Annotated in this window: 15 protein-coding genes; 7 read left to right on the plus strand and 8 right to left on the minus strand. The window is 58.6% G+C overall.

The features are described from left to right. Positions 1-11 precede the first annotated feature (11 nt). Positions 12-1,697, plus strand: coding sequence for a DUF1302 domain-containing protein (locus BM029_RS04545; protein ID WP_244544906.1), 1,686 nt, complete (start codon positions 12-14; stop codon positions 1,695-1,697). 185 nt (positions 1,698-1,882) lie between these two features. Here BM029_RS04545 and BM029_RS04550 read toward each other — a convergent pair whose 3' ends face one another. The 5 genes from BM029_RS04550 to BM029_RS04570 all read right to left on the minus strand — a co-directional run bounded on the left by BM029_RS04550 (position 1,883) and on the right by BM029_RS04570 (position 7,622). Then, on the minus strand, positions 1,883-3,436 hold the full coding sequence (locus BM029_RS04550) for an amidase (protein WP_092433044.1): 1,554 nt from the start codon (positions 3,434-3,436) through the stop codon (positions 1,883-1,885). A 221-nt stretch (positions 3,437-3,657) separates the two neighbouring features. Further along, on the minus strand, positions 3,658-4,815 hold the full coding sequence (locus BM029_RS04555) for an MFS transporter (protein WP_092433046.1): 1,158 nt from the start codon (positions 4,813-4,815) through the stop codon (positions 3,658-3,660). A gap of 86 nt (positions 4,816-4,901) precedes the next feature. Then, entirely contained in the window at positions 4,902-5,861 is a 960-nt protein-coding gene (locus BM029_RS04560; RefSeq protein WP_092433257.1) for a bifunctional OB-fold nucleic acid binding domain-containing protein/MaoC family dehydratase, read from the minus strand. A gap of 2 nt (positions 5,862-5,863) precedes the next feature. Beyond that, positions 5,864-7,078 (minus strand): thiolase family protein, encoded by a 1,215-nt coding sequence (locus tag BM029_RS04565; protein WP_092433048.1) that lies wholly within the window; start codon positions 7,076-7,078, stop codon positions 5,864-5,866. Positions 7,079-7,349: 271 nt separating this feature from the next. After that, entirely contained in the window at positions 7,350-7,622 is a 273-nt protein-coding gene (locus tag BM029_RS04570; protein ID WP_092433049.1) for a hypothetical protein, read from the minus strand. Between the two features lie 313 nt (positions 7,623-7,935). Here BM029_RS04570 and BM029_RS04575 point away from each other — a divergent pair, with 313 nt between their 5' ends. The 4 genes from BM029_RS04575 to BM029_RS04590 all read left to right on the plus strand — a co-directional run bounded on the left by BM029_RS04575 (position 7,936) and on the right by BM029_RS04590 (position 14,666). Then, complete coding sequence (locus tag BM029_RS04575) at positions 7,936-8,970, plus strand: YCF48-related protein (RefSeq protein ID WP_092433050.1); 1,035 nt, start codon at positions 7,936-7,938, stop codon at positions 8,968-8,970. Next, positions 8,967-11,366 carry an efflux RND transporter permease subunit gene (locus tag BM029_RS04580; protein WP_092433052.1) on the plus strand — a complete coding sequence of 800 codons (2,400 nt, stop codon included), beginning with the start codon at positions 8,967-8,969 and terminating at the stop codon, positions 11,364-11,366. The genes BM029_RS04575 and BM029_RS04580 overlap by 4 nt, the downstream gene beginning before the upstream one ends. Before the next feature lie 360 nt (positions 11,367-11,726). Continuing rightward, positions 11,727-14,012, plus strand: a complete 2,286-nt coding sequence (locus tag BM029_RS04585; protein ID WP_092433053.1) for an arylsulfatase — start codon at positions 11,727-11,729, stop codon at positions 14,010-14,012. Positions 14,013-14,048: 36 nt separating this feature from the next. Beyond that, the gene (locus BM029_RS04590; protein ID WP_170850976.1) at positions 14,049-14,666 is read left to right on the plus strand and encodes a TetR/AcrR family transcriptional regulator; all 618 of its coding nucleotides are present in this window, start codon (positions 14,049-14,051) and stop codon (positions 14,664-14,666) included. A 26-nt stretch (positions 14,667-14,692) separates the two neighbouring features. Here BM029_RS04590 and BM029_RS04595 read toward each other — a convergent pair whose 3' ends face one another. The 3 genes from BM029_RS04595 to BM029_RS04605 are packed head-to-tail and all read right to left on the minus strand — an operon-like array spanning position 14,693 to position 18,630. After that, entirely contained in the window at positions 14,693-15,358 is a 666-nt protein-coding gene (locus BM029_RS04595) for a nitroreductase (protein ID WP_092433057.1), read from the minus strand. A 40-nt stretch (positions 15,359-15,398) separates the two neighbouring features. Next, a complete protein-coding gene (locus BM029_RS04600; protein WP_092433059.1) occupies positions 15,399-17,441 on the minus strand; it encodes an NADPH-dependent 2,4-dienoyl-CoA reductase in 2,043 nt (680 codons plus the stop codon). 25 nt (positions 17,442-17,466) lie between these two features. Then, a complete protein-coding gene (locus tag BM029_RS04605; protein WP_170850977.1) occupies positions 17,467-18,630 on the minus strand; it encodes a CaiB/BaiF CoA transferase family protein in 1,164 nt (387 codons plus the stop codon). A 324-nt stretch (positions 18,631-18,954) separates the two neighbouring features. Between BM029_RS04605 and BM029_RS04610 the strand changes: the two genes are divergently transcribed. After that, the gene (locus tag BM029_RS04610; RefSeq protein WP_092433061.1) at positions 18,955-20,289 is read left to right on the plus strand and encodes a spinster family MFS transporter; all 1,335 of its coding nucleotides are present in this window, start codon (positions 18,955-18,957) and stop codon (positions 20,287-20,289) included. Between the two features lie 56 nt (positions 20,290-20,345). Next, on the plus strand, positions 20,346-21,965 hold the full coding sequence (locus BM029_RS04615; RefSeq protein ID WP_092433063.1) for an AMP-binding protein: 1,620 nt from the start codon (positions 20,346-20,348) through the stop codon (positions 21,963-21,965). Positions 21,966-22,289 lie beyond the last annotated feature (324 nt).

Here is a 22,289-nt window from a genome sequence, read left to right on the forward strand (position 1 = left end):
ACTCTGTGAAAATGAATAAGAAACTTAGCCGGATGGCCATCGCTTTACTGGCCGTATCGGAAGCCGGAGCAGCGCATGCGGGGACAGCGATTCCGTTTGACAACGGGATGACACTGGATTGGGGCCTGGATACTTTCTACACGCTGGCTTCGCGTGTGCACAATCCTAATTCATTGCTGGCCGGCCCTACCAACGCCGGCGGCAATGACGGTGACAATAATTTCAAAAAAGGTACGTTTACCGCCAATCGCATCGGGGCACTGTTTACCTCCAAGCTATCCAAGGGAGATTCGGGACTGGTCATGTCGGGCAGTACTTTTTACGACGCGGCGTATCACGGCCACAACGATAATCCCGGCCCGATCAATAACCCGGGGCCGGTCAATCAGTTTCCAGATCAGACCCAGCGGTATCAAGGCGGTTATACGCGCTTGCTGGATGCCTACGGCTACACGTCATTTAATTTCGGTGACAGCAGCCGCGCCACGGTGCGCCTTGGACGCCACGTAGTGTCCTGGGGCGAAGGGTTGTTCTTCCCAAGCATATCGCTCGCGCAAGGTCCGGCGGATGGCACGAAAATAGGTATTCCAGGCACCGTAACCAGGGATGTCCTGTTGCCGGAAGATCAGCTTTCCAGTGTGATCCAGGTCACGCCGAAATGGTCGTTGCTGACCCAGCTGCAATACAATTTCCACGAAACGCTGGCTCCTTCCTCCGGTTCGTATCTGAATACCTCTGACGGCGTCGGTCCTGGCGGCACTTGCCTGGGGCCTGACGTTACCATTCCAGCGGTTCCGGGTCTCTTCAAGGGTTTCAGCGGGTGTTCGTTCGGTGTGCGCGGCAACGACATCAAGCCGGGTAGATTCGGTCAATGGGGCATCGGTACCCGTTACCGGGTCACCAGCGAGACTGAAATCGGCCTGTATTTCCTGAATTACAATGACCGTACGCCGCTGCCGGTGATCAATTCATTTACGCCCGGTACGAAGACACCTGCATTCTTCAACATTGCGGGTAATCAGATCGGTAACGGCTCTTATCAGGTACGTTATTTTAACGACGTGAAATTGCTCGGCTCGACCTTCAGCACCACTTTTGGTGCGGTGACCCTTGCCGGCGAGTTGTCGTACAAGATGGGAGCGCCGGTACTGGTCAACACGGTGGTCAATCCAGCTACCAATGCAACTGTGCCTAACCCGACGCGCGCTGACATCACGCAGGTGAATCTGAATGCGTTCGCCAATCTCGGCCGCAGCCCGATAGCGGACTCTGTCCTGTTGCTAGGTGAAATTTCAGCTATCGGCGTCAATCATGTACAGGCGATCCAGGCCCCGGGCGTTGATGCATTGGGCGCCGCCGCAGCGGCGTTTCCGAGCAGCGATAAATTGACGTTCACGAATCGCGGCATAGCTGCGCAGGGACAGATCGTTCTCGGATATCCAGGCATTACGCCAAATTGGGATCTGACGGTGCCGATCAGCTATGCGCAGCAGTTGAAGGGGCGTACGCTGACCGGCGGTGTCGGCGGCCAGGGGGACAAGCGCGCCAGCTTCGGTGCTTCGTTTATCCGCAACAACAATCTGGCGATTACCTTTACTTACCTGGCCTACTTGGGTTCGCCTAGCCTGGATCTGGTCCACTATCGTGCGCTGACTGACCGCAATCAAGTATCGGTGGACATGAAGTACTCGTTCTGATGGCGTAGCGTTATTCTTCTGTCGTAGCTGAAATGGCCCGCACGATATCTGTCGTGCGGGCCATTTTTTGTTCTTCACGGATTACCGATGGTGAAATTTTTTTGTGCGCAGACGTAAAAATGCCCTCCATATCTTGCGACATGGAGGGCATTGCAGCTTTGCAGGGTTACCCTGCTGCGGATGGGTCAGACGATCTTTGCACGGCGTTGCGCCCATGGACGCTCACGCTCCAATTGCGCGGCCACGCGGAACAGCAGCGCTTCGTTGTGGATGCGGGCGGTGAACATCATGCCGATCGGCATACCGGTCTCGGACACGCCCAGCGGCACCGACATTGCCGGCTGGCCGGATACGTTGGCGACCACGGTAAAGGCGGCGCTGCCCATCGCGGCGCGGCCGTAGTCGGCGAAGTCTTGTTCCATGCTCAGCTTGCCCAGCAGCGGTGTGACTGTCGCCGTTACCGGAGACAGGATGATGTCGTACTTGTCGAACATGTTGTCCATCGACATGCCAATCGTTTCGAACGTCTGGCGCGCGCGGTAGAGCGCCTCGCCGCTGGTGGCGGCGGCAGTGCTCATGACGTGGCGGGTCACTGGTGCGAGTTCGTCGTCCGTGGCCTTGCGGCCAAGGAATTTTTCGCGGTCATGCACTGCTGTCAATATCGCGTTGCCGACGATTGCGCCGTGTGCGCCGAACAATTGACCGGCATCGACAGGCAAGCGGGTAGCCTCGACTTCATGGCCGAGCGACAGCAACAGGCGCACGGTATCATCCAGCGTTTTCCGAACTGCAGGATCAAGCGGGACGCCGGTCAGCGAGTCGGCAACCAGCGCCACGCGCAGCTTGCCCGGTGAGATACCCAATTCGGCGACGAAGGGGCGTTCCATCGGGCCGCACCAGTATGGGCTGCCCTTTTCATGGCCCTGGCCGACATCAAGCAGCAATGCCGAATCCCGGACACTGCGCGAAACCACATGGGCGACGCTGGCGCCGAACCATCCCTCGAAATGATCCGGACCGCTGGGCGTCCGATAGCGGCTTGGCTTGAGTCCGAACACGCCGCAGTAGGAGGCGGGAATGCGGATCGAGCCGCCGCCGTCGGTGGCATGGGCTGCAGGTATGATGCCGGCGGCTACCGCCGCGGCTGCACCGCCAGAAGAACCGCCAGCGCTCATTGCCAGATTCCATGGGTTGCGGGTGATGCCCCATTGGCGCGATTCGGTGGTGGTGGTCAGGCCGAATTCGGGTGCGGCGGTTTTGCCGAATGTCATTGCGCCGGCGTTTTCGTATCGCTCGATCAATGTGCTGGTGCGAGTGGCGGCGGGGCCGTCTTTGAAGAGGCGGCAGCTGTTGGTGGTGATAGTGCCGGCAATGTAAGTATTCAAATCCTTGACCAGCATCGGCACGCCGGCCAGTGCGCCGCCTTTTGCCTGGGCACGTCCTTTAAGCTCGGCCAGCAACGCACGGGCATGGTCGTCGTGACGCATGACCACGGCGTTGACTTTGCCGTTGACGGCATCGCATCTGGCGATTGCGCCGGCTAGCAAGGCGTCGGCACTGATGCTGCCGCGCCGCACGGCATCGGCCATGGCGGTAGCATCCAGCGCCGCATACTCATCGGCGCTGATACTGCCGGCCGGCGCGGCATGGGCGAATTGTGCGATTGGACCGAGCAAGCTGGCGCCGGCAACTGCCGCGCCGGCTTTCAGGAAACGGCGGCGCGGCATGTGCGATGGCATGCCGCTTTCATATGATTCGGCTGAATCCGATGAGTCGGATGACGATGCAGCTATCGGGAATGTAGAGTCATTGATCATGATTTTCTAATTTGGGTGTAAGTCCTGCATGGGAAAAATGCCTTCGCGACGACAATCCACAGCACGCTTGCAATGGAAGCCAACGGCGATTGACGGGAATGTGATTGATCATAATGCTGTTGATTAATAATATCTCAGGCGCCCTAGGTCGCGCGTGCTTCTTTGATTACTGGTTTCCACACGGTGTAGACGATAAGCGGCACCAGGGAAGAGCAAAGCGCCAGGCCCAGCAACGCGCCCGGTCCGGCCTGGGCGAACAACTGCCCTCCGAGGCCGGGACCGATCATGGAAGCCAATGCAAACACCGCCGGGACCAGCACCACGGCGCGTCCGCTAGGATCGCTGCGCGCGATGGCGGCGGTCTGGAATACGCAGCCGCAGGTAAAAAAGAATTCCCAGATCCACGCACCGCTGGCGAATGGAATGAACGTCTTGCCGCCGGCCAGCAGAAACAACCCGAGGCAAATGCCGCCGATGATCAAAAGGTAGGGCGGCCGCTGATCGAAACGTTCGCCCGAAGCGGCGACCGAGAACGCAGCCACGCCGCCCAGCAGCTTCAGCACCGCGAACACCAGCCCCATTTGGGTCGATGCAATTTCAAGCGCCGAACCGATGCGTTCCAGAAAGGCCCACAGCGCGATATTACCGGTCAGGAAAATCAAAAATGTGGAGAGGGTAAGCCAGGCTGCCGGTGGCAGCGCCGTCCTGGTTGCCAAAAGCGCGGCGCTGCCGGCGCTCGGGCCGCGCGGAACGCCAAATGCCGACAGCCCGAGTACCGCCACCAGCACGGCAAGCCCGACTGCGGCGCCCGGATACTTCCAGGTCGCAATCAGCAGCGGTGGCAGCGCGAACAGTACGGCGGCGGTAATCGAAAGCTCGACACCTTGCCGCACGCCGAACGCGCGTACCTTGTTAGGCAAATCGGACAGGATACGCATGCCGAGGCACGTCATGGTCGAAGAAAAGAAACCGATCACGGCCCAGATGGCATACAGGAATTCGATGCGTGTGACGAAGGCGCTGGCGCACAGCGAGGCTGCGGCGCCGGCGGCGCCGATCACGGTGAGCATGCGCCAGTCAAGACGGTTCATCCAGAATGGCGCACTGAGCGTGCCGGCCAGGTAGCCGGCAAAGCAGGTCGAACCAAGCAGGCCGACAGCCTTGGGACCTAGCGCAAAGGAATCGGCCATGCTGCCAAGCAGGACCGGCAGTGCATTGAAGGGTAAGCCGCCGATGGTAGATGCGATGCTGGCCGCCAGCATCAGGTGAAGCAAGGCCTTATGTCGTTCAGTTGGTTGCATGAAGCGTGTCCGTTCGGTGTGTTGAGTGGCGTAGTAACGTGGCGGCGTCCACGCCGCACCGGCGCGACGACATCATGGAAATGCAATTACATGTACAAGATCACCAGGTCGTTGATGACAGAAGGGCGGTCGTGGCCGACCACATGAATATTGATTTCCATCGTCAGCTGCACCCCGCTCTTGACTTTATCCACAGATTTAACGCGGCAGCGGGCGTGGATTTTGCAGCCGACCGGCACCGGTGCGGCAAAGCGCAGGCGGTCCGAACCGTAATTGACCATGTTGTTGAAGCCTACGACTTCATAGTCGAGCGGCAGTTGCAGCCGGCTGATCAATACCTGTACCAGCGCTCCGTGGGCGATGGTGGTGCCGAACGGGCTTTCCGCACGCGCCTTTTCCGGATCGGTATGGATCCAGTAGTCGTCGCCTGACAGCGCAGCGAATTGATTGACGATTTCCTGGGTAACGTGGAATGCGTTGGACCAGCCGGAAAATGTTTCCGAGACGAGCGCCTGCAATGCGGGCATGTCGGTTACCGCGATCTGGCGGCGTACTGGCGTGGCGGCATCGTTCTTGGGAGGCGCCGCCGGTGGCGATTCTCGCTGGACGGTCTCCGCCGGAATCACTGCAGCTTGCGTAGAGTCGACGGCAGTGTAGCGCAGCAGCGTGGTATCGCCGGGGCGCTGGTCAAATACCGGGCGCACTCGCATGCCGACCTTGATGTCGTTTTCATTGATGCCGACCAACGTGGTGTTGAGATGCGGCCCCTGATCAAGTTCGACTACGGCCAGCAGTTGCGGCATTTCATCAGAAAACTCAGGCAGAGTCGGCACCCGGGCTATCGTATAGGTGTACAGCGTTCCTTCGCCGGACACATCGCGCCAGCTCAGTGCCGCGGACGCGCATTGCGGACAGTGCGCGCGCGGAAAGAAAATCCAGTGCTGGCAGGAGTCGCACTGCTGTATTTTTACCTGTTGTGCCTTGAGTGCTTCCCAGAACGGCGCTGAAATCGTGGTCGGTTGCGGCAGTGGTTTATTCCAGATCATATTCATACTCCCTGCAGTATCAGTGCGCCTTGTTCGCTCATCACGCCGCCGGTGCCTGAGACGTAGGCAAGGTCGTGGCGTTGCAATTGCCGTTGGCCGGCGCGTCCTTGAATCTGCTGTACCGCTTCAATCACTTGCGTCATGCCGCCGGCGCTGCCGGTTTGCCCGAAACTCAGTTGGCCGCCGTGCGTATTCATTGGGAAATTGCCTTTGTAGGTGAAATCGTGTTCGCGCAGGAAACGCATGCCTTGGCCTTTTTCGCAAAAGCCGGCATCTTCCAGGGTCAGCATCACGGTGATGGTGTAGCAATCGTAGATTTGCGCCATATGCATGTCGGATGGCTGCAAGCCAGCCATTGCAAACGCCTTGCGTGAGGCCGGGCCGATCGGCGTGCTCAGCATGTCGCGCGCGTAGGTCGGCGATTTCGACTGTACGTGTTCGCCGCAACCGATGATACGCACGCCGCGGTGCTTGCAGTCGCGTGCTATATCGTCGCGGGTTACGATCACGGCACTTCCGCCGGCTACCGGCATGACAATTTCCAGCATGCGCAGCGGCTCCGCCACCATGCGCGAATTGAGTACGTCGTCGATGCTGATCGGCTGCTGGTAAAACATCGCTTGCGGATTGCTGCACGCATTGAAACGCTGGTCGACTGCGATGCGCGCGAGTGCTGCGGCGTCGTAGCCGTGTACGGCGGCGTAGCGCTGGGCAATCATGGCGTAACCGGTGTTTTGCGCCATGTGGCCGTAAGGCAGATCCATTTCTGCTTCGGGCGCGCCAAAGCGGGTGCTGTGTCCGCCAAAGCGGGATGCCTTCATGACTTCTGCGGCGTGGTCGTCATTGCTGCCGAGCGGTGCCATGCGCGCCGGAATGACGCACAGCACGGTATTGCACAGTCCGAGTTCGATGGCGGCGGCAGCGCGCCACACCATGCCGACCGAGCAGGCGCCGCCGAGGTCGATGACTTCGGCGAAGTTGAGCGGTATGCCGAGATATTCGCCGACCATCGCCGGCACGAACATGCCGGCTTCATGAAATTGCGGACCCGTTACCACCAGGCCGTCGACGTCTTGCAGGTGCATGCCGGCGTCATCCAATGCCTGCCGCGCGAGATCGGCGACTTGCTCCAGGTGGAACATGCGCGGTGCGGTGGCATATTTTTCCGGTTTGTACTGCGCGGCACCGACAACAACTGCCTGTCCTTTCAATCCCATAGTCTCCTCGCTTGCTTTGTCTTTATGTTGGTACTTCCGAGCTGGAAATCCACGATGCAGATTACCAAGTATGGACGTATTTTGCATAAAATTGGCAGGGGCACCATCGTCTGATGAGACTACTTTCCGGGTGTGCCGAACGGGGAGGTGGCGGAGTACCGTTTTTGACTGGTTCGATGGCGCCGGGCGCCGCTATCGGGAGCCGGATATCAGGAACCGTTACCGGGAGACGCCGTCACATGACGGCGGCGGCACCCAGGCCGGTGGTAAGTTACTTGCCCTGCGACGCCATCATGGTCCAGAAATTCAAATTGGACGCGTAAGCCACCTGCGTCGGCTGATGCGTTTGCAAAGAGCCGAGGTAGTCGGTTCCGTTCAACGCGCCGTAGGCCACCGAACCCAGCACCGCGAGAACGATCATGGCCGATAGCATTTTGCCGGCTTTTGCCGGTGACAGCCTGGTGTGCGGCGGCGTCGCGCCGGAATTGCTGCCGGTATTCGGGGTTGTGCCACTGTTGCTGTTTTGCAATGTCGTTGTCTTCATGTCAGTCTCCATCATCCGTCACATTGATAACCGGGGTGGCCGCTGTACATTGCAGTGGCCTTATGGCGATCTGATCAGTGTTGGCCTTTGCAGTCATCGTCCGAACAGACGATGTTGAGATTGCGTGTGCGACAATCTTAAAATATTTCAATTTGGCAACTTATTGCGATCACGGCCGACTCCGCACCTGAAGGGGTTTTTCCAGGGTTTTTCCATTTCTACCCCTTTTGGACGATGTAATCCCGATGCGGAAAAGTGACAGTTGCATAAATAGATAACAATCAATGCACAAATCGGACGGAGACAAATTCTTATGCGAACCTCTATTGGCATCGCTTTCGCGGCAATCGTCATGCTTGCGACAGCGTATTCCTATTCCCCACGGGAGACTGCCGCCAGCCAGGTAACCGTCAATGATGCCAGCCGCATGCAGGTCAATGCCATCGTCCGCACCAAGGCCGGCCTGATAGCGGGCGGCGAGCTGGGAAAAATTTTCCTGTCGCACGACGACGGTCGCAGCTGGCTACCGGCGCACATGGCGACGCAGCGCCAGGCCTTGATTACGCAAATGGTCTTTGCCGGTAACGGGACCGGCATCGCGGTGGGACACGAAGGGTGGATTTTGCGCAGCACCGACGACGGGCAATCCTGGCAGGAACAACATTTCGACGATAAAGACGGCGAGCCGCTGATGAGCGCCGCGCGCCTTCCTTCCGGTCGCTGGATCGCGGTTGGCGCGTTCGGCCGCATGTTGCAATCCGATGACGACGGTAAAACCTGGCGTTCGGAGACATTGCCGGGCGTCGATGACAAGCATTTGAACAATATCGTCGGCTCTGCCGACGGCAGCGACTGGCTGATTCTGGGGGAGCGCGGCCTGTTGCTGGAATCGCACGACGGCGGCCAGCAATGGAACCTGATTCCGGCTTTTTACAATGGTTCGTTTTATGGCGCTGCCCGTGTCAGCGGAGTCGGCGGTGTCGACGGTAAGCGCTGGGTGATTTATGGCATGCGTGGCCATGTGTACTTCCGCAACGACGGCGACAGTAACTGGACAGCATCCAGGCTGCCGGTCATGGTTTCGGTGTTTGGCGCTGCGCATCTGCCTGACGGCCGCTTGCTGTTGTCTGGCGAAGGCGGCCTGGTGATGGTCAGCAATGATGGCGAGTCGTTCCAGACTCTGCAGATTGGCGGGCGTGCTGCGGTAATTACCATGGAGCCGATGCCTGATGGCAGCTTGCTGCTGGGTAGTACTTTTGGATTGAAGCGCTTGCCAGCGCCTGTAGCGAACATCGCCGGCATCACTGCCAGCGCGGCGACCACGCCCAACAACGGAGTAAAGAAATGAAAGCTAATCCATCCCGCATCACCGTGGTTGTAGCGCAGCTCGCCAAAAAACTGATCAGTAACAGGCGCTGGCTGTCGGTGGTCTTTTTCATGCTGACCGTGGGCCTTGGCGCATCTGCTTTACGCACGCATCTCGATCCCGGATTCAACAAGCTCATACCGCAAAAAAATGAATACATGGCGGCGTTTCTGAAGTACGGGTCGATTTTTTCAGGCAGCAACCGGATTTTGGTCAACGTGCACTGGAAAGGCAAGGGGGATATCTACAATGCAGAGTTCCTGAAGACCTTGCACGCAGTGACCGATGAAGTATTTTTCACGCCAGGCGTCAACCGCGGGCAAGTGATGTCCATCTTCACGCCTAACGTCAGGTATATCGAGGTCACGGAAGACGGTTTTGTCGGTGAGGAGGTGGTACCGTCCCGCTTTGTCGCAGATGCGGCCGGGCTGGCTGAAGTGCGGTCGAATGTGGCCAGGTCGGGCCAGGTCGGGCATCTCGTCTCGAACAACCTGAAGTCGGCGCTGGTGCAGGCGGATCTGCTCGAAACCGATCCGCAGACAGGTAAAAAGCTCGACTACGGGCAGGTAGCGCAGAAGCTGGAACAGATTCGCGCCCGCTTTAACAGTGACGACGTGGAAATCAATATCGTCGGCTTTGCCAAGGTGATCGGCGATGTGGTGGACGGATTACTGACCGTCGTCACGTTTTTTGGTATCGCCTTTGTCATCACCGCTTTCCTGTTATGGCTGTACTCGCGTTCCGCCAGCCTGACGCTGCTGGCGCTGCTGGTGGCGCTGCTCCCTGTAGTCTGGTTGCTTGGCATCTTGCCGCTGCTGGGGCTTGGCATCGATCCGATGTCGATCCTGGTGCCTTTCCTGGTATTTTCCATTGGTGTGTCGCATGCCGTGCAAATGACTAACGCGTGGAAGCACGAAGTGCTGGTCGGGGCCGATGCCTCGCAAGCAGCGGAACGCGCCTTCTGCAAACTGGCCGTGCCTGGCACCGTTGCGCTGCTCACCAATGCACTTGGTTTCATGGTCATCATGCTGATCGACATACCGATGGTGCACGAGCTCGGAATCACTGCCTGCCTCGGCGTATTGTTGATGATCGCGACCAACAAGATGCTGTTGCCAATCGTACTGTCGCACCTGCATACCGACCGTATGAAATTGCATGAGGCGGCAGATAGCAATAAGCGAGAAGGGCGCTGGTGGGCGATTTCCGCTTTCACTCAACCTGGCTACGCGCTGGCTGCGTTGGCGGTCGCCCTGGTGCTGCTGGGAGTGGGGGCGACGTATTCGCGTCATCTGCAAACTGGCGATATCGGCGCTGGCGTGCCGGAGTTGAGGGCGGACTCGCGCTATAACACCGACAATCGCAAGATTGTGGCTGACTATTCGATCGGCATGGATATTCTGTCTGTTTACGTTGAAACCAAGAATATGAGTGAAGCGTGCCTGAACTGGCCAATGATGAATGCGCTCGAACGCTTCGATTCGGCGATGCGTGGCGTCGACGGCGTGCGTTCGATCAGTACCGTCGCCTCCCTGGCAAAACTGGCTGCTGCCAGCCGCAACGAAGGCAATCCCCGCTGGGCAGCGTTGCAGCGTAGCGAGTCCGGCCTGCGCTCCGGCGCCCGCGCCGCCGACCCTGCACTCGGCATGAATACCGACGGCTGCCAGATCGTCAATTTGACGATTTATCTCAGGGATCATCAAGGGGCGACGTTAAAACACGTGGTCGGCGAAGTGCGTAAATTCATCGATGCCGAAAAGACGCCGGACGTTCAATTCCGTCTCGCCGGCGGCAATGCCGGCGTGGCGGCGGCCACCAACGATGCCGTCGAACATGCGGAAGTCCAGATGCTGGCCGCTATTTTTGGCGCCATCACACTGTTGTGCTGGCTGGCCTTCCGTTCGTGGAAAGCCATTTTATGCATCGTCATCCCATTGATGCTGGTGTCCATCCTGTGCAATGCACTCATGGCGATACTGCATGTGGGATTGAAAGTGTCGACATTGCCGGTGATTGCGCTCGGTGTGGGAGTAGGCGTGGATTACGGTATTTACCTGTACGAGCGGCTGCAGCACGAATTGGCCGAAGGCGCCAGCCTGCGCGAGGCGTTTTACCAGGCGATGCGGCAGCGCGGTACGGCGGCTGTTTTCACCGCGGTCACAATGTCGATCGGGGTCGGAACCTGGGCCTTCTCTTCGTTGAAATTCCAGGCCGACATGGGGATGTTGCTGGCCTTCATGTTTCTGGTTAATCTGCTCGGGGCCGTGTTCTTGTTGCCTGCGCTGGCATGCTGCCTGAATGTCGGCGTGCACCGCAAGCAGAAGAAGTCGGCGTCGGCAGCCGCGGTCAAGGACGAGCAATCGTTGACGATCGGCTAAAGTCCAATTGGCAGTAAAGGAGGGGGGCGTCCTATCTCAAACCGGCCCCCGCGAGTATGTCAAATCCAGTGCGTTATTACCGCAACACTGGCTGCAAAGATTCTCCTGCATCAACCCTGACTCTTAGAAGATTTTTGTAACAGCCTTGTCGAGACTTCGTCTCCGAACATTGGTTGAATGTAAATATACTCTAGAGTGTATTTTTATATTAAAGTATACAAATATATCTGAATCGACTACAGTGCTAATAGCCGTCATGGCGGGCAGCAGGGCGCCCGCGTTGCGACTGCATTTGACGCCGAGGGTTGGTCCGTCGGCGTGCCCAGCCCACGAGGCGTCACGTAGTCAACAGGGGTAACGATGGAAAACAGAGCGACCGCGCAGCAGCAAGACGTGCTGCCAAGACCCGAGCAAACATCCGGCGGCACCTTTGGCCGCACTCCCGCAGAATCCGATCTGCCGCAATGGCCGGATGCGCCGCAGCCACCTGCTGGCGCACCGAATGTCCTGGTGATCCTGACCGACGATATCGGCTATGGCGCCAGTAGTACCTTCGGCGGCCCGATTCCGACGCCGACGCTGGATGCGCTCGCCAGGATCGGGCTGCGTTATACCGAATTCCATACTACCGCGATGTGTTCGCCGACCCGCGCCGCATTGCTGACCGGGCGTAATCACCATGAAGTCGGCGCCGGTCGTGTGACCGAGTCGGCGACCGCCTACGACGGTTACACCAGCATCATCCCCAAAAGCGCTGCGACGATTGCGGAGTTGCTACGCCTGCATGGCTATTCCACCGCGCTGATCGGCAAGTACCATAATGTGCCGGACTGGGAGAGCGGGCCGGCGGGGCCGTTCGACCATTGGCCGACCTCGATGGGTTTTCAGCATTTCTATGGTTTCCTGGGCGGCGGCACGAATCAGTGGGCGCCCGGCCTGTTTCAGGGCACGCAACCGATCGAACCGCCGCACGACGATCCGACCTACATTCTCGAACGCGATCTGGCCGACCAGGCCATCACCTGGATTCAGCGGCAAAAGTCCGCGGCGCCGGACAAACCATTCTTCATGCATTACGCTACCGCTTCGGGGCATTCGCCGCACCACGCGCCTAAAGACTGGATTGCAAAATTCAAAGGGCAATTTGACCAGGGATGGGACGGCATCCGCGAGGCAACGCTTGCGCGCCAGAAGGCTTGTGGCGTGGTACCCGAGAATACGTTGTTGACCGAGCGTCCAGACGAAATCGCACCCTGGGATTCGTTGTCCGACGACGAAAAAAAAATCTACGCCCGGATGATCGAAGTCTATGCGGCTACGGTGGCGTACTCCGATCATCAGGTGGGGCGGGTGATCGACGCTCTGCGCGATATGGGCCAGCTCGACAATACCCTGGTAGTTTTTATCCAGGGCGATAACGGTGCCAGTGCCGAAGGTGGTCCGCACGGTGAGCTGAATGAAACCCTGTTCATGAACGGCATGTCGGAAGATATCTCGGTACTGCTCGAACATCTCGACGAATTCGGCGGGCCGATGGCGTACAACCATTATCCGGTGGGCTGGGCGCACGCGATGGACACGCCATTTCAGTGGTTCAAGCAAGTAGCCTCGCATTTTGGCGGCACCCGTAACGGTATGGTGATGGCGTGGCCGGAGCGGATCCGGAACCAGGGTGAAGTCCGCTCACAGTTTCATCACGTGATCGACATTGCGCCTACGATCCTGGATATTCTCGGCCTGGGCGCGCCTGCGATCGTCAACGGCGTTCCGCAAAAACCGATGGCCGGGGTCAGCATGGCTTACACGTTCGATGACCCCAAAGCGCCCTCGGCGCGCAAAACGCAGTATTTCGAACTGGTAGGCAATCGCGCCATCTATCACGATGGCTGGGTTGCGGCTGCCGGCCCGGTCGAAATGCCGTGGGCCTTTTCGATGGACATCAAATCGATCGACGACATCAAGTGGGAGCTGTATCACGTCGCCAACGATTACAGCGAAGCTATCGACCTGGCAGATCGGGAGCCGGAAAAATTGCGTCAGATGCAGGATCTGTTCTGGATCGAAGCGGCGCGCAACCATGTGCTGCCGATCATGCGCGGCACCGCCAACATGCCGGGGCCGGCCAAGCCGAGCACCGTGCGCGGCCGCACCGGGTTTGTCTACTATCCCGGCACGCGCAGGGTGCCGCCGGGCAGCTCGCCCAATTTGACCAACCGATCGTTTCTCGTCGCGGCTGACGTCGACTTGCCTTCCAGCGCCGTCAACGGCATGCTTTTTAGCCAAGGCGGGCGCTTTGGCGGACATGCTTTGTATCTGCTCGATGGCGTTCTTGTCTACCATTACAACCTGCTCGGCAAGGCGCGCTTTTCGATTGTCTCCGCCGACAAGATGCCTGCCGGGCGGCACGTCCTCGGGATTGATTTCAAGGCGGATGGCGGTGGTTTCGGCAAGGGTGGCAACGTCACGCTACTGATCGATGGCAGGCCTGGCGGAGAAGGACGCATCGAAAAGACGGTGCCTTGGGTCATGTCTTACGTGGAAGGACTCAATGTCGGGTTGGATACCGGTACTCCGGTCAGCGAAGATTATCGTGTGCCTTTCGCCTTTACAGGGACGCTGCACACCGTCACGGTAACGCTGAAATAGATATAGCATCAACCAGTCTATATGGAAGAAAATAGCATGCTACAGTCGCGCAGAGAGCGCAACAAATCGAATACGCTGGCGCGTCTGCTGGACGCCGCGCGGCAACTCTTTGCCGAAAAAGGCGTCACCGGAACTACCATCGACGACATCACGGATCGCGCCGATGTCGGGCGGGCTACCTTCTTCAATTATTTTCAGAGCAAGGACGCTGTCCTGCAGGCGCTCTGGATCGAGCAAGTGTCGAATTTCAGCGTGACGGTCGACGAGCAGCTCGCCTTGCGCTTATCGACTGGTAAGCGCATCGAAAATCTGTTTCGTGCGTTCGAAGCGGGGACGGCGAAGTGGCCTGATTATCTGAAAGCCGTGACCGGCGAACTCGAACGCGAATGGAATACGCAAGCCACCGGCCGCTATCGCCTGGAACGTTTTCATGCTGCGCTGGCCCCGCTTATCGAAGCCGGGATTGTCCAGGGCGACATGCGCACCGACTATGCGGCGGATTTTCTGATCCAGATGATCGGTTCCGCGTATTTGTCGGTGGTGCGCTATTGGCGGCTGTATCCGGATGACGATTTGCCAGCCCGTATCACCGAGACGACGCGCTTCTTGTCCGAGGTGATTCGACCCGTGGCCAAGGCGGGCACGCCAACCTGAAAAAACAGGCGCTGCGCCAATTCTTCTTAACGGTGGAAATGTACTGCGCAGGCTAACTCCGCGCGATCGGTACGGCAGGTGTTGGCATCGATCGTGGTGTCTTCGTAACCGAACGAAATACCGAACAACAGTCGGAACGAAGGAGCGACATCCAGCACTTCACGCACCACCTGCGGGTGAAAACTAAGCGATGTTTGCGGACAGGAGGCGATGCCGTGCGCAGCCATCGCCAGCATCAGGGTTTGTGTGTACATGCCGCAATCGGCCGCTTCGCGCATACCGAAGGGCTCAGGCAGAAATACGAACGCCACGTGCGGCGCGCCGAAAAATTCAAAGTTGCGTTGAAAACTGCGCGCGCGTCCAGCCTTGTCGTCGCGCGCAATTCCCATCGCGCCATAGAGTCGAATTGCGGCATCGTACTGACGCTCACGGTAGATGCCATCGTATTTACCGTCATACGGGAAGTCCGGCGCATATCTGGCCGGGTCGAGCGTTGCCTGGCTTAGATGTTGCTGCAGCCTGTCGCGGGATGCGGCGGAGGCAACATGGGTTATCCATGGCTGGGTGTTGCAGTTCGACGGCGCATATTGCGCCAGCGAGAATATTTCGGATAAGGTTGCCGCGGGTACTTCTGCAGGCAGGAAACCTCGAATCGAGCGGCGGGAACGGATTGTATCTGCTGTGGTAAGCATGGGATGATTTCTCACGGTGAGGAATGGTTGCAGGTAAATATCATAAATTAAGGGCGAGCCGGACGCCTTGGCTAATCGCGCGCTTGGCGTCCAGTTCGTTGGCGACGTCGGCGCCGCCGATGAGCGTGACAGGCTTTCCGTGCGCCACCAGGGATGCGTGCAATCCGCGTTCCGGTTCCTGACCGGCACATACGACGACGTTGTCCACCGGCAGGCATTGCGTGTGTCCGTTGAATCGCACATGCAGGCCCTGGTCGTCGATGCGTAGATATTCGACGCCGCCGAACATGTGGACGCCGCGCCGTTTCAATAATGTGCGACGGATCCAACCGGTGGATCGGGCCAGATTTTGGCCCGGATTACCAGGCTTGCGTTGCAATAGCCATATCTCGCGCGAACCAGTTCGGGCCCGGGGCGGTTTCAACCCGCCGGATGCCTGGCCGGTCGGGTCGATACCCCACTCGTTGCGGAAACTGTCGATGGCATCCAGCTCAGGGCTTTCATCATGGCTGAGCAATTCGGCAACGTCGAAACCGATGCCGCCGGCGCCGATGATGGCGACGCGTTGGCCCACCGTTCTGCGGCCCATGATGGCGTCTGCATAATCCATCACCTTAGGGTGTCCGGTACCGGGGATGGCCGGCAGTCTTGCTGCGATGCCAGTCGCCAACACAACATGGTCGAAGTTCGTCAGGGCGGCGCTATCGGCACGCTGTTCGAGCCGGACCTGTACACCATGCAATGTCAATTGGCGTTTGAAATAGCGCAGTGTCTCACCAAATTCCTCCTTGCCAGGGATGCGTCGGGCCAGATTGAACTGGCCGCCAATCCGGTCGGCAGCCTCGAACAAAGTGACGTTGTGGCCGCGCTGGGCTGCTGTTACTGCGCAAGCCAGGCCGGCCGGGCCTGCGCCCACCACCGCAATCTGTCGCGGCATGGCGGTCGCCGCCAGCGATAGCTCGGTTTCGTAGCAAGCGTAAGGGTTGACCAGGCAGCTTACCCGGCGCTGTTCGAAAACATGGTCGAGACACGCTTGATTACAGGCGATACAGGTGTTGATTTCGTCGCTGCGGTTTTGCGCCGCTTTCAGCACGAAATCGGCATCAGCCAGGAACGGGCGCGCCATCGATACCATGTCGGCATCGCCGCGTTGCAGCACCGCCTCGGCCAGTTCAGGCGTATTGATGCGGTTACTGGTCACCAATGGCAATGTGACCAGGCCTTTGAGGCGTCGCGTCACCCAGGAGAACGTGCCGCGCGGCACCAGGGTCGCCACGGTCGGAATGCGCGCCTCGTGCCAGCCGATTCCGGTGTTCAGGATGGTCGCGCCCGCGGCTTCCAGCGCTTGTGCGAGTGCCACGACTTCATCCCAGGTGCTGCCGCCGTCCACCAGGTCGAGCATGGACAGCCGGAACATGATGATGAAACGGGGGCCGGCCCTGGCACGCACGCGGCGCACTACTTCAAGCGCAAACCGGATGCGCCTGCTGAATGAGCCGCCCCAGTCATCCTGGCGCTGGTTGGTGCGTGAAGCGATGAACTGGTTAATCAGATAGCCTTCTGAACCCATGATCTCGACGCCGTCATATCCCGCCGATTGCGCCAGTCCGACGCAATTTTCATAGTCGTCGATCAGGCCCCTTATCTCAGCATCCGTCAGTTCGCGTGGCGCTTTCGTGCCGATAGGCGAACGTAGCGGTGATGGCGCCACACCGCCATCCGCATGGTCATAGCGACCGATGTGCAGCGCCTGTAGCAGGATGGCGCCGCCGGCAGCGTGCACCGCATCGGTGATGATGCGATGACGCAGTGCCTGTTGCGGTGTTTGCAGCGTGGATGCCGCAGCTGTATGACCGGCGCCGAGCGCGCTGTCGTTAATGCCGATACCACCGGTTACGATCAAGCCGACTCCGCCCCGGGCACGTGCTGCATAAAAGACAGCCATGCGTTCGAAACTATCCGGCAGTTCTTCCAGGCCGGTGTGCATCGAGCCCATCAGCACCCGGTTTTTCAGCACGATGAATCCGAGGTCGAGCGGCGCCAGCAGGTGAGGGTATGGGGACGGTGCTTGCACTGAGGGCATGGTGGTGTACCGGATCTGATTTCACTTACAAGCTTGCATATTGCATATTGCGAAGGCGCACGATGTGCTCTGCGTCGTAACCCAGTTCGGCCAGTATGGCATCGGTGTCTTCGCCAGCGTGGGTTCCGGCGCCGGGTGGCCTGGCCGGCGTGCGTGAGAAGCGTGGCGCCGGAGCCGGCTGTTGTTTGCCATTGACTTCGACGAATACGCCGCGTTCTGCATTGTGCGGGTGTCGCGGCGCTTGTTCCAGGCTGAGTACCGGCGCGAAACATACATCGCTACCCTCTAGCAGGGCACACCATTCGTCCCGGCTGCGGGTCTTGATCAGGGCCGCCACGCGCGCTTTGAGCAGCGGCCATTGGCGACTGTCGTATTGATGAATGGGATCAACGTCGCTTAAACCAAGGCGCTGCAACAGTTCGGCATAAAATTGCGGCTCGATCGCGCCCAGCGTGATCGCCAGGCCGTCCGCGCATTCAAATACTTCATAAAACGGCGAGGTATTCAAAAAGAAATTGTGTTCGGGATCATCCCGCCAGAATTCTACGCCACGCAGTGTATGCACCAAGGCGCTCAAAGCGGCCACGCCGTCGACAATCGAAGCATCAATCACCTGACCTTTGCCCGATTGCCGCGTTTCCAGCAGTGCGCAGACAATGCCGAAGGCGAGAAACATCGCGCCGCCACCCATGTCGCCGACGATGGAAGGCGGTATAACCGGTAACTGTCCCGGGCGCGCCGAGATATCGAGAACGCCAGTCAACGCAACATAATTGATGTCATGACCAGCCGCTTGCGCCAGCGGCCCGGTCTGCCCCCAGCCTGTCATACGCCCGTAGATAAGCTTGGCATTGCGCGCATGAACAGCGTCGGGGCCAAATCCGAGGCGTTCCATGACGCCGGGGCGAAAGCCTTCTATCAGCACGTCAGCTGTTGCAAGCAGACGCCAGGCCGCATCACGGCCACTATCCGTCTTCAGATCGAGTGCGATCGAGCGTTTGCCGCGATTCATCGCCACCCGGGGACTGTTGGGGCGAATGTCGCTGCAGCGCTCGATCACGATCACCTCCGCGCCCATGTCGGCCAGCATCATGCCGGCAAACGGTCCCGGGCCGATGCCGGCAAATTCGATCACGCGAATGCCCGTCAAAGGGCCGTGGCTGGAGGGCGAAGCGGATGTAGTGTTCATTTGTAGTAAGAGAGTGATTGAAAATCAGATTGATCTTAGTGTCGCTTGCCGTAGCGCCCAAACGACCGCCATTGCCGACTGCATGTAAAACCGCTTAAAGCCACTCAAAGCAATTTCACGCCATTTAACGCAATTTAATTTTATGTGTTGCAACACCTAAATGTATACCAAAATATAAAAATAACCTTTAGTATATAAATATGTGATGTTGAGTCGCATTGACCGGCGAGCTGAAGCCGTGAGAAGAGTCGTGACAAAAGCCGATTTTTACTGGCATGACGCGAGGCAGCGTTCTGCTACAACATAAGAAATCCCGGAGAGAAAATGACCGCCCCCGACAATCCCAATCGCCGCAGTCACTACACCTTGCTTATCCTGTTGTTCGTGTATGCCATGAGCATGGTCGACCGGCAAATCATGGCGGTGTTGATCGAGCCGATAAAAAAGGAATTCGGGGTTTCAGATACCGAAATGGGTTTGCTGACCGGTCTCACATTCGCATTGTTTTTTAGCGTAGTAGCGGTGCCGTTCGGCCGTTATGCGGATCGCACGAACCGGCGCAATTTTATTGCTTTGTGTTGTGGCGCATGGAGCTTGATGACGGCATTGTGCGGCATGGGAACCAGCTATATGCAGTTGGCGTTGGCGCGCGGGGGCGTGGCGGTGGGCGAGGCTGGCGCCTCGGCGCCGTCGATATCGATGATCGCAGACCATTATCCACCACAGCACCGGGCGCGCGCCATGAGCGTGTTCATGCTGGGGCCGAGTCTGGGCACATTGCTGGGCCTTAGCCTGGGGGGCTGGATTGCCTACCACCACGGCTGGCGCAGCGCATTTCTATGGATGTCCGTGCCAGGCGTCATTGCGGCTTTGCTGCTGCGCTTTACCGCTGTGGAACCGATACGCGGTAGCTGGGATGTGCCAGCCAGACGGCCGACAGGAAGAACCGAGTCGTTCGGGAAAGTGATGCGTGACTTATGGCAGTCCAAGGAATTCAAGCGCATTTCGCTGGCAGGGTTTCTGCTGGGATTTTCCGGCTACGGCATTGGCATATGGAGCACCACGTTCCTGGTTCGTTCGCACGGATTGAACCTGAAAGATGCGGGTATTATCGTCGGCGTCATCGGCGGCGTTACCGCTGTCGCCGGCGGACTGTTCAGCGGCTGGCTTTGCGACCGGCTCTCTGCGCGCGATCCACGCTGGCAGCTTGGGGTGCCGATTCTGGGCACGACGATTGCGTTGCCATTGGGAGTTGTTTATTTCTTGTACCCGGCTGGAAACCCCTGGCTGATCGGTTCCATCATGGTGCCCAAGGCGATGATTGTCAGTGCGATGTTTTCTTTCTTTTCGGTATGGTGGGCCGCGCCCAGTTACGCGGCGTTGACGGCGATTACCCGTTCGGACCGTCGCGCTACCGTATTGGCTGTCTACGCTCTTGTCGTTTCTATATTCGGGGGCGGATCGGGTCCGTTCGCGGTGGGGGTGCTCAGCGATGCCTTGACCGGCGTTGCAGGTGTTGAAGCGTTGCGTTGGTCGCTGGTCGGAGCGGTGGGTATCTATTTTTTTGCCGTACTTGCGTTTGTCTCGGCAATGCGTCCCTACAAGCGGGCGCTGGCGGCGCAGCACGCGGAATCCCCGCCGCTTGCAATGGCCGCGTAATTTCTAATGAATTGCTAGTAATTGATAAAAGTAAAAAATCAAATGGAGATGAATCAATGGCAAGAACATTTAACCTGGCCGACCTGTTCGAAGTGGTGGCCGGCGTCGTCCCGGAACGCATAGCCTTTATCTGCGGCGCGCACCGCCTTAGCTTTCGCCAGCTGGATGAACGGGCCACGCGCCTGGCGTGCGGACTGCGCGCACGCGGCATCGGGCGCCTCGATAACGTCGGGATTCAACTGTATAACTCGGCCGAATACCTTGAAACCTTTCTGGCCTGCTGCAAGATCGGGGCGGCGCCAGTCAATGTCAATTACCGTTATGTAGCCGATGAATTAACGTATCTGTTCACTTCTCTTGATTTGAAGCTGCTGGTTTATGGCGCCCAGTTTGACGTCGAGGTGGGTAAGGTGCTGCCGCGTGTGGCTACATTGAAGAATGCCATACGCGTAGGAGCGGAAGTGGAAGTGGGAGCGGGTGTCGCTGGTGTCGAGAATTACGAGTCGGTACTGACTACCGGTGAAGCGACGCTCGACGACCCGGAGCGTTCCGATAACGATCTTTACATGCTATGCACCGGCGGCACGACCGGCATGCCGAAAGGCGTCGTATGGCCGCACAAGTCCTTGTTCATGGGAGCACTGGGAGGCGGTGGCTTTTACCTGCGCTGCCCGCCAATCGGCCGGCCCGAAGATCTGGAGCGCCTGGTGCCGCAAGCGTCGCCACTGGTTTTTTTTGCGAGTGCGCCGATGATGCATGGAGCGGCCATGTGGGCATCGTTGATCAGCTTGTACTCCGGCCACACCGTGGTGGTCAACGATCAAACCAATTTCGATGCTGAACACGCCTGGGATGTCGTGGTGCGCGACGGCGTCAACAGCATGTCGGTTGTCGGTGATGCAATGGCGACGCCGCTGATACAGGCACTCGAAGCCCACCCGCAGCGTTGGGATCTGAACGCTCTGATGTTGTTCGGCAATGGCGGCGCGGTGTTGTCAGGTCACCTGCAGGAACGCATGAAGGCGGCGGTGCCGCACATCATGTTTAACAACAACATGGGCTCGTCCGAGATGGGCGTGGTCGGCGGCGGCAACAGGCCGGCACATGGTGAGGGTTACATGGTGCTGCAGCCAAGCGAGGTACTGGCGGTGATCGATGAGCAGATGTGCATCGTCACCGCGCCTGGGTCGCAAGGCGTTCTGGCCCGCACCGGTTATACGCCGATCAGCTACTACCGCGATCCTGAGAAAAGTGCCGAGGTGTTCGTAACGGTCAATGAGCGCCTGTGGGTACTCAGTGGTGACCGGGCCCGCATCGACGAAGAGGGCAGGATCGTCATGCTCGGGCGTGGTTCGCAGTGCATCAACTCCGGTGGCGAGAAAATATTCACGGAAGAGGTCGAGGAAGCGGCACGGCGGTGTCCGACGGTACAGGATGTGCTGGTGATCGGCATTGCCGATGAGCGCTGGGGACAGAAAGTGGCCGCCATCGTGGAGGTGATGCCTGGTGCCGAATTTTCAGCCACCGACTTCCAGTATGTCTGTCGCCAATATCTGTCGGGCTATAAAGTGCCGCGCGCAGTGTTCCTGACGGATAAGGTGATGCGCAGCCCGGCAGGCAAGGCCGATTATCGGTGGGCCAAAGAGTATGTGACACAGCACGGCAGCGTGATTTAAAACCCACCGTGGTGGCCAATGTAGGAGGACAGCCGTCAATGTCGGTTTCTTTAGGCTGGAGTGACACGGGGCTGCCGATCGGCATGATGTTTACTGCCCGTGTCGGGGTGACGGTTTGTTGTTCCAGCTTGCAGGACAATTAGAGCGCGAGCGTTCTTGGGCTTTCCGCTCCCCGTAGCTGGTCTGGTTTTAAGGTCCTGATACTGTCGCATCGTATCCCTGCGCCGTTGGCATGCCTGAACCTGACGTCAGGCAGGTCCCGCTTTATGCGATGCACGGATACTAAAAGCGTGTGATGAGCCTATTAAGGATAAGCCGGAACAA

This window comes from Collimonas sp. OK607 (assembly GCF_900111995.1).
In the GTDB taxonomy this organism is placed as follows: Bacteria; Pseudomonadota; Gammaproteobacteria; order Burkholderiales; family Burkholderiaceae_D; genus Collimonas.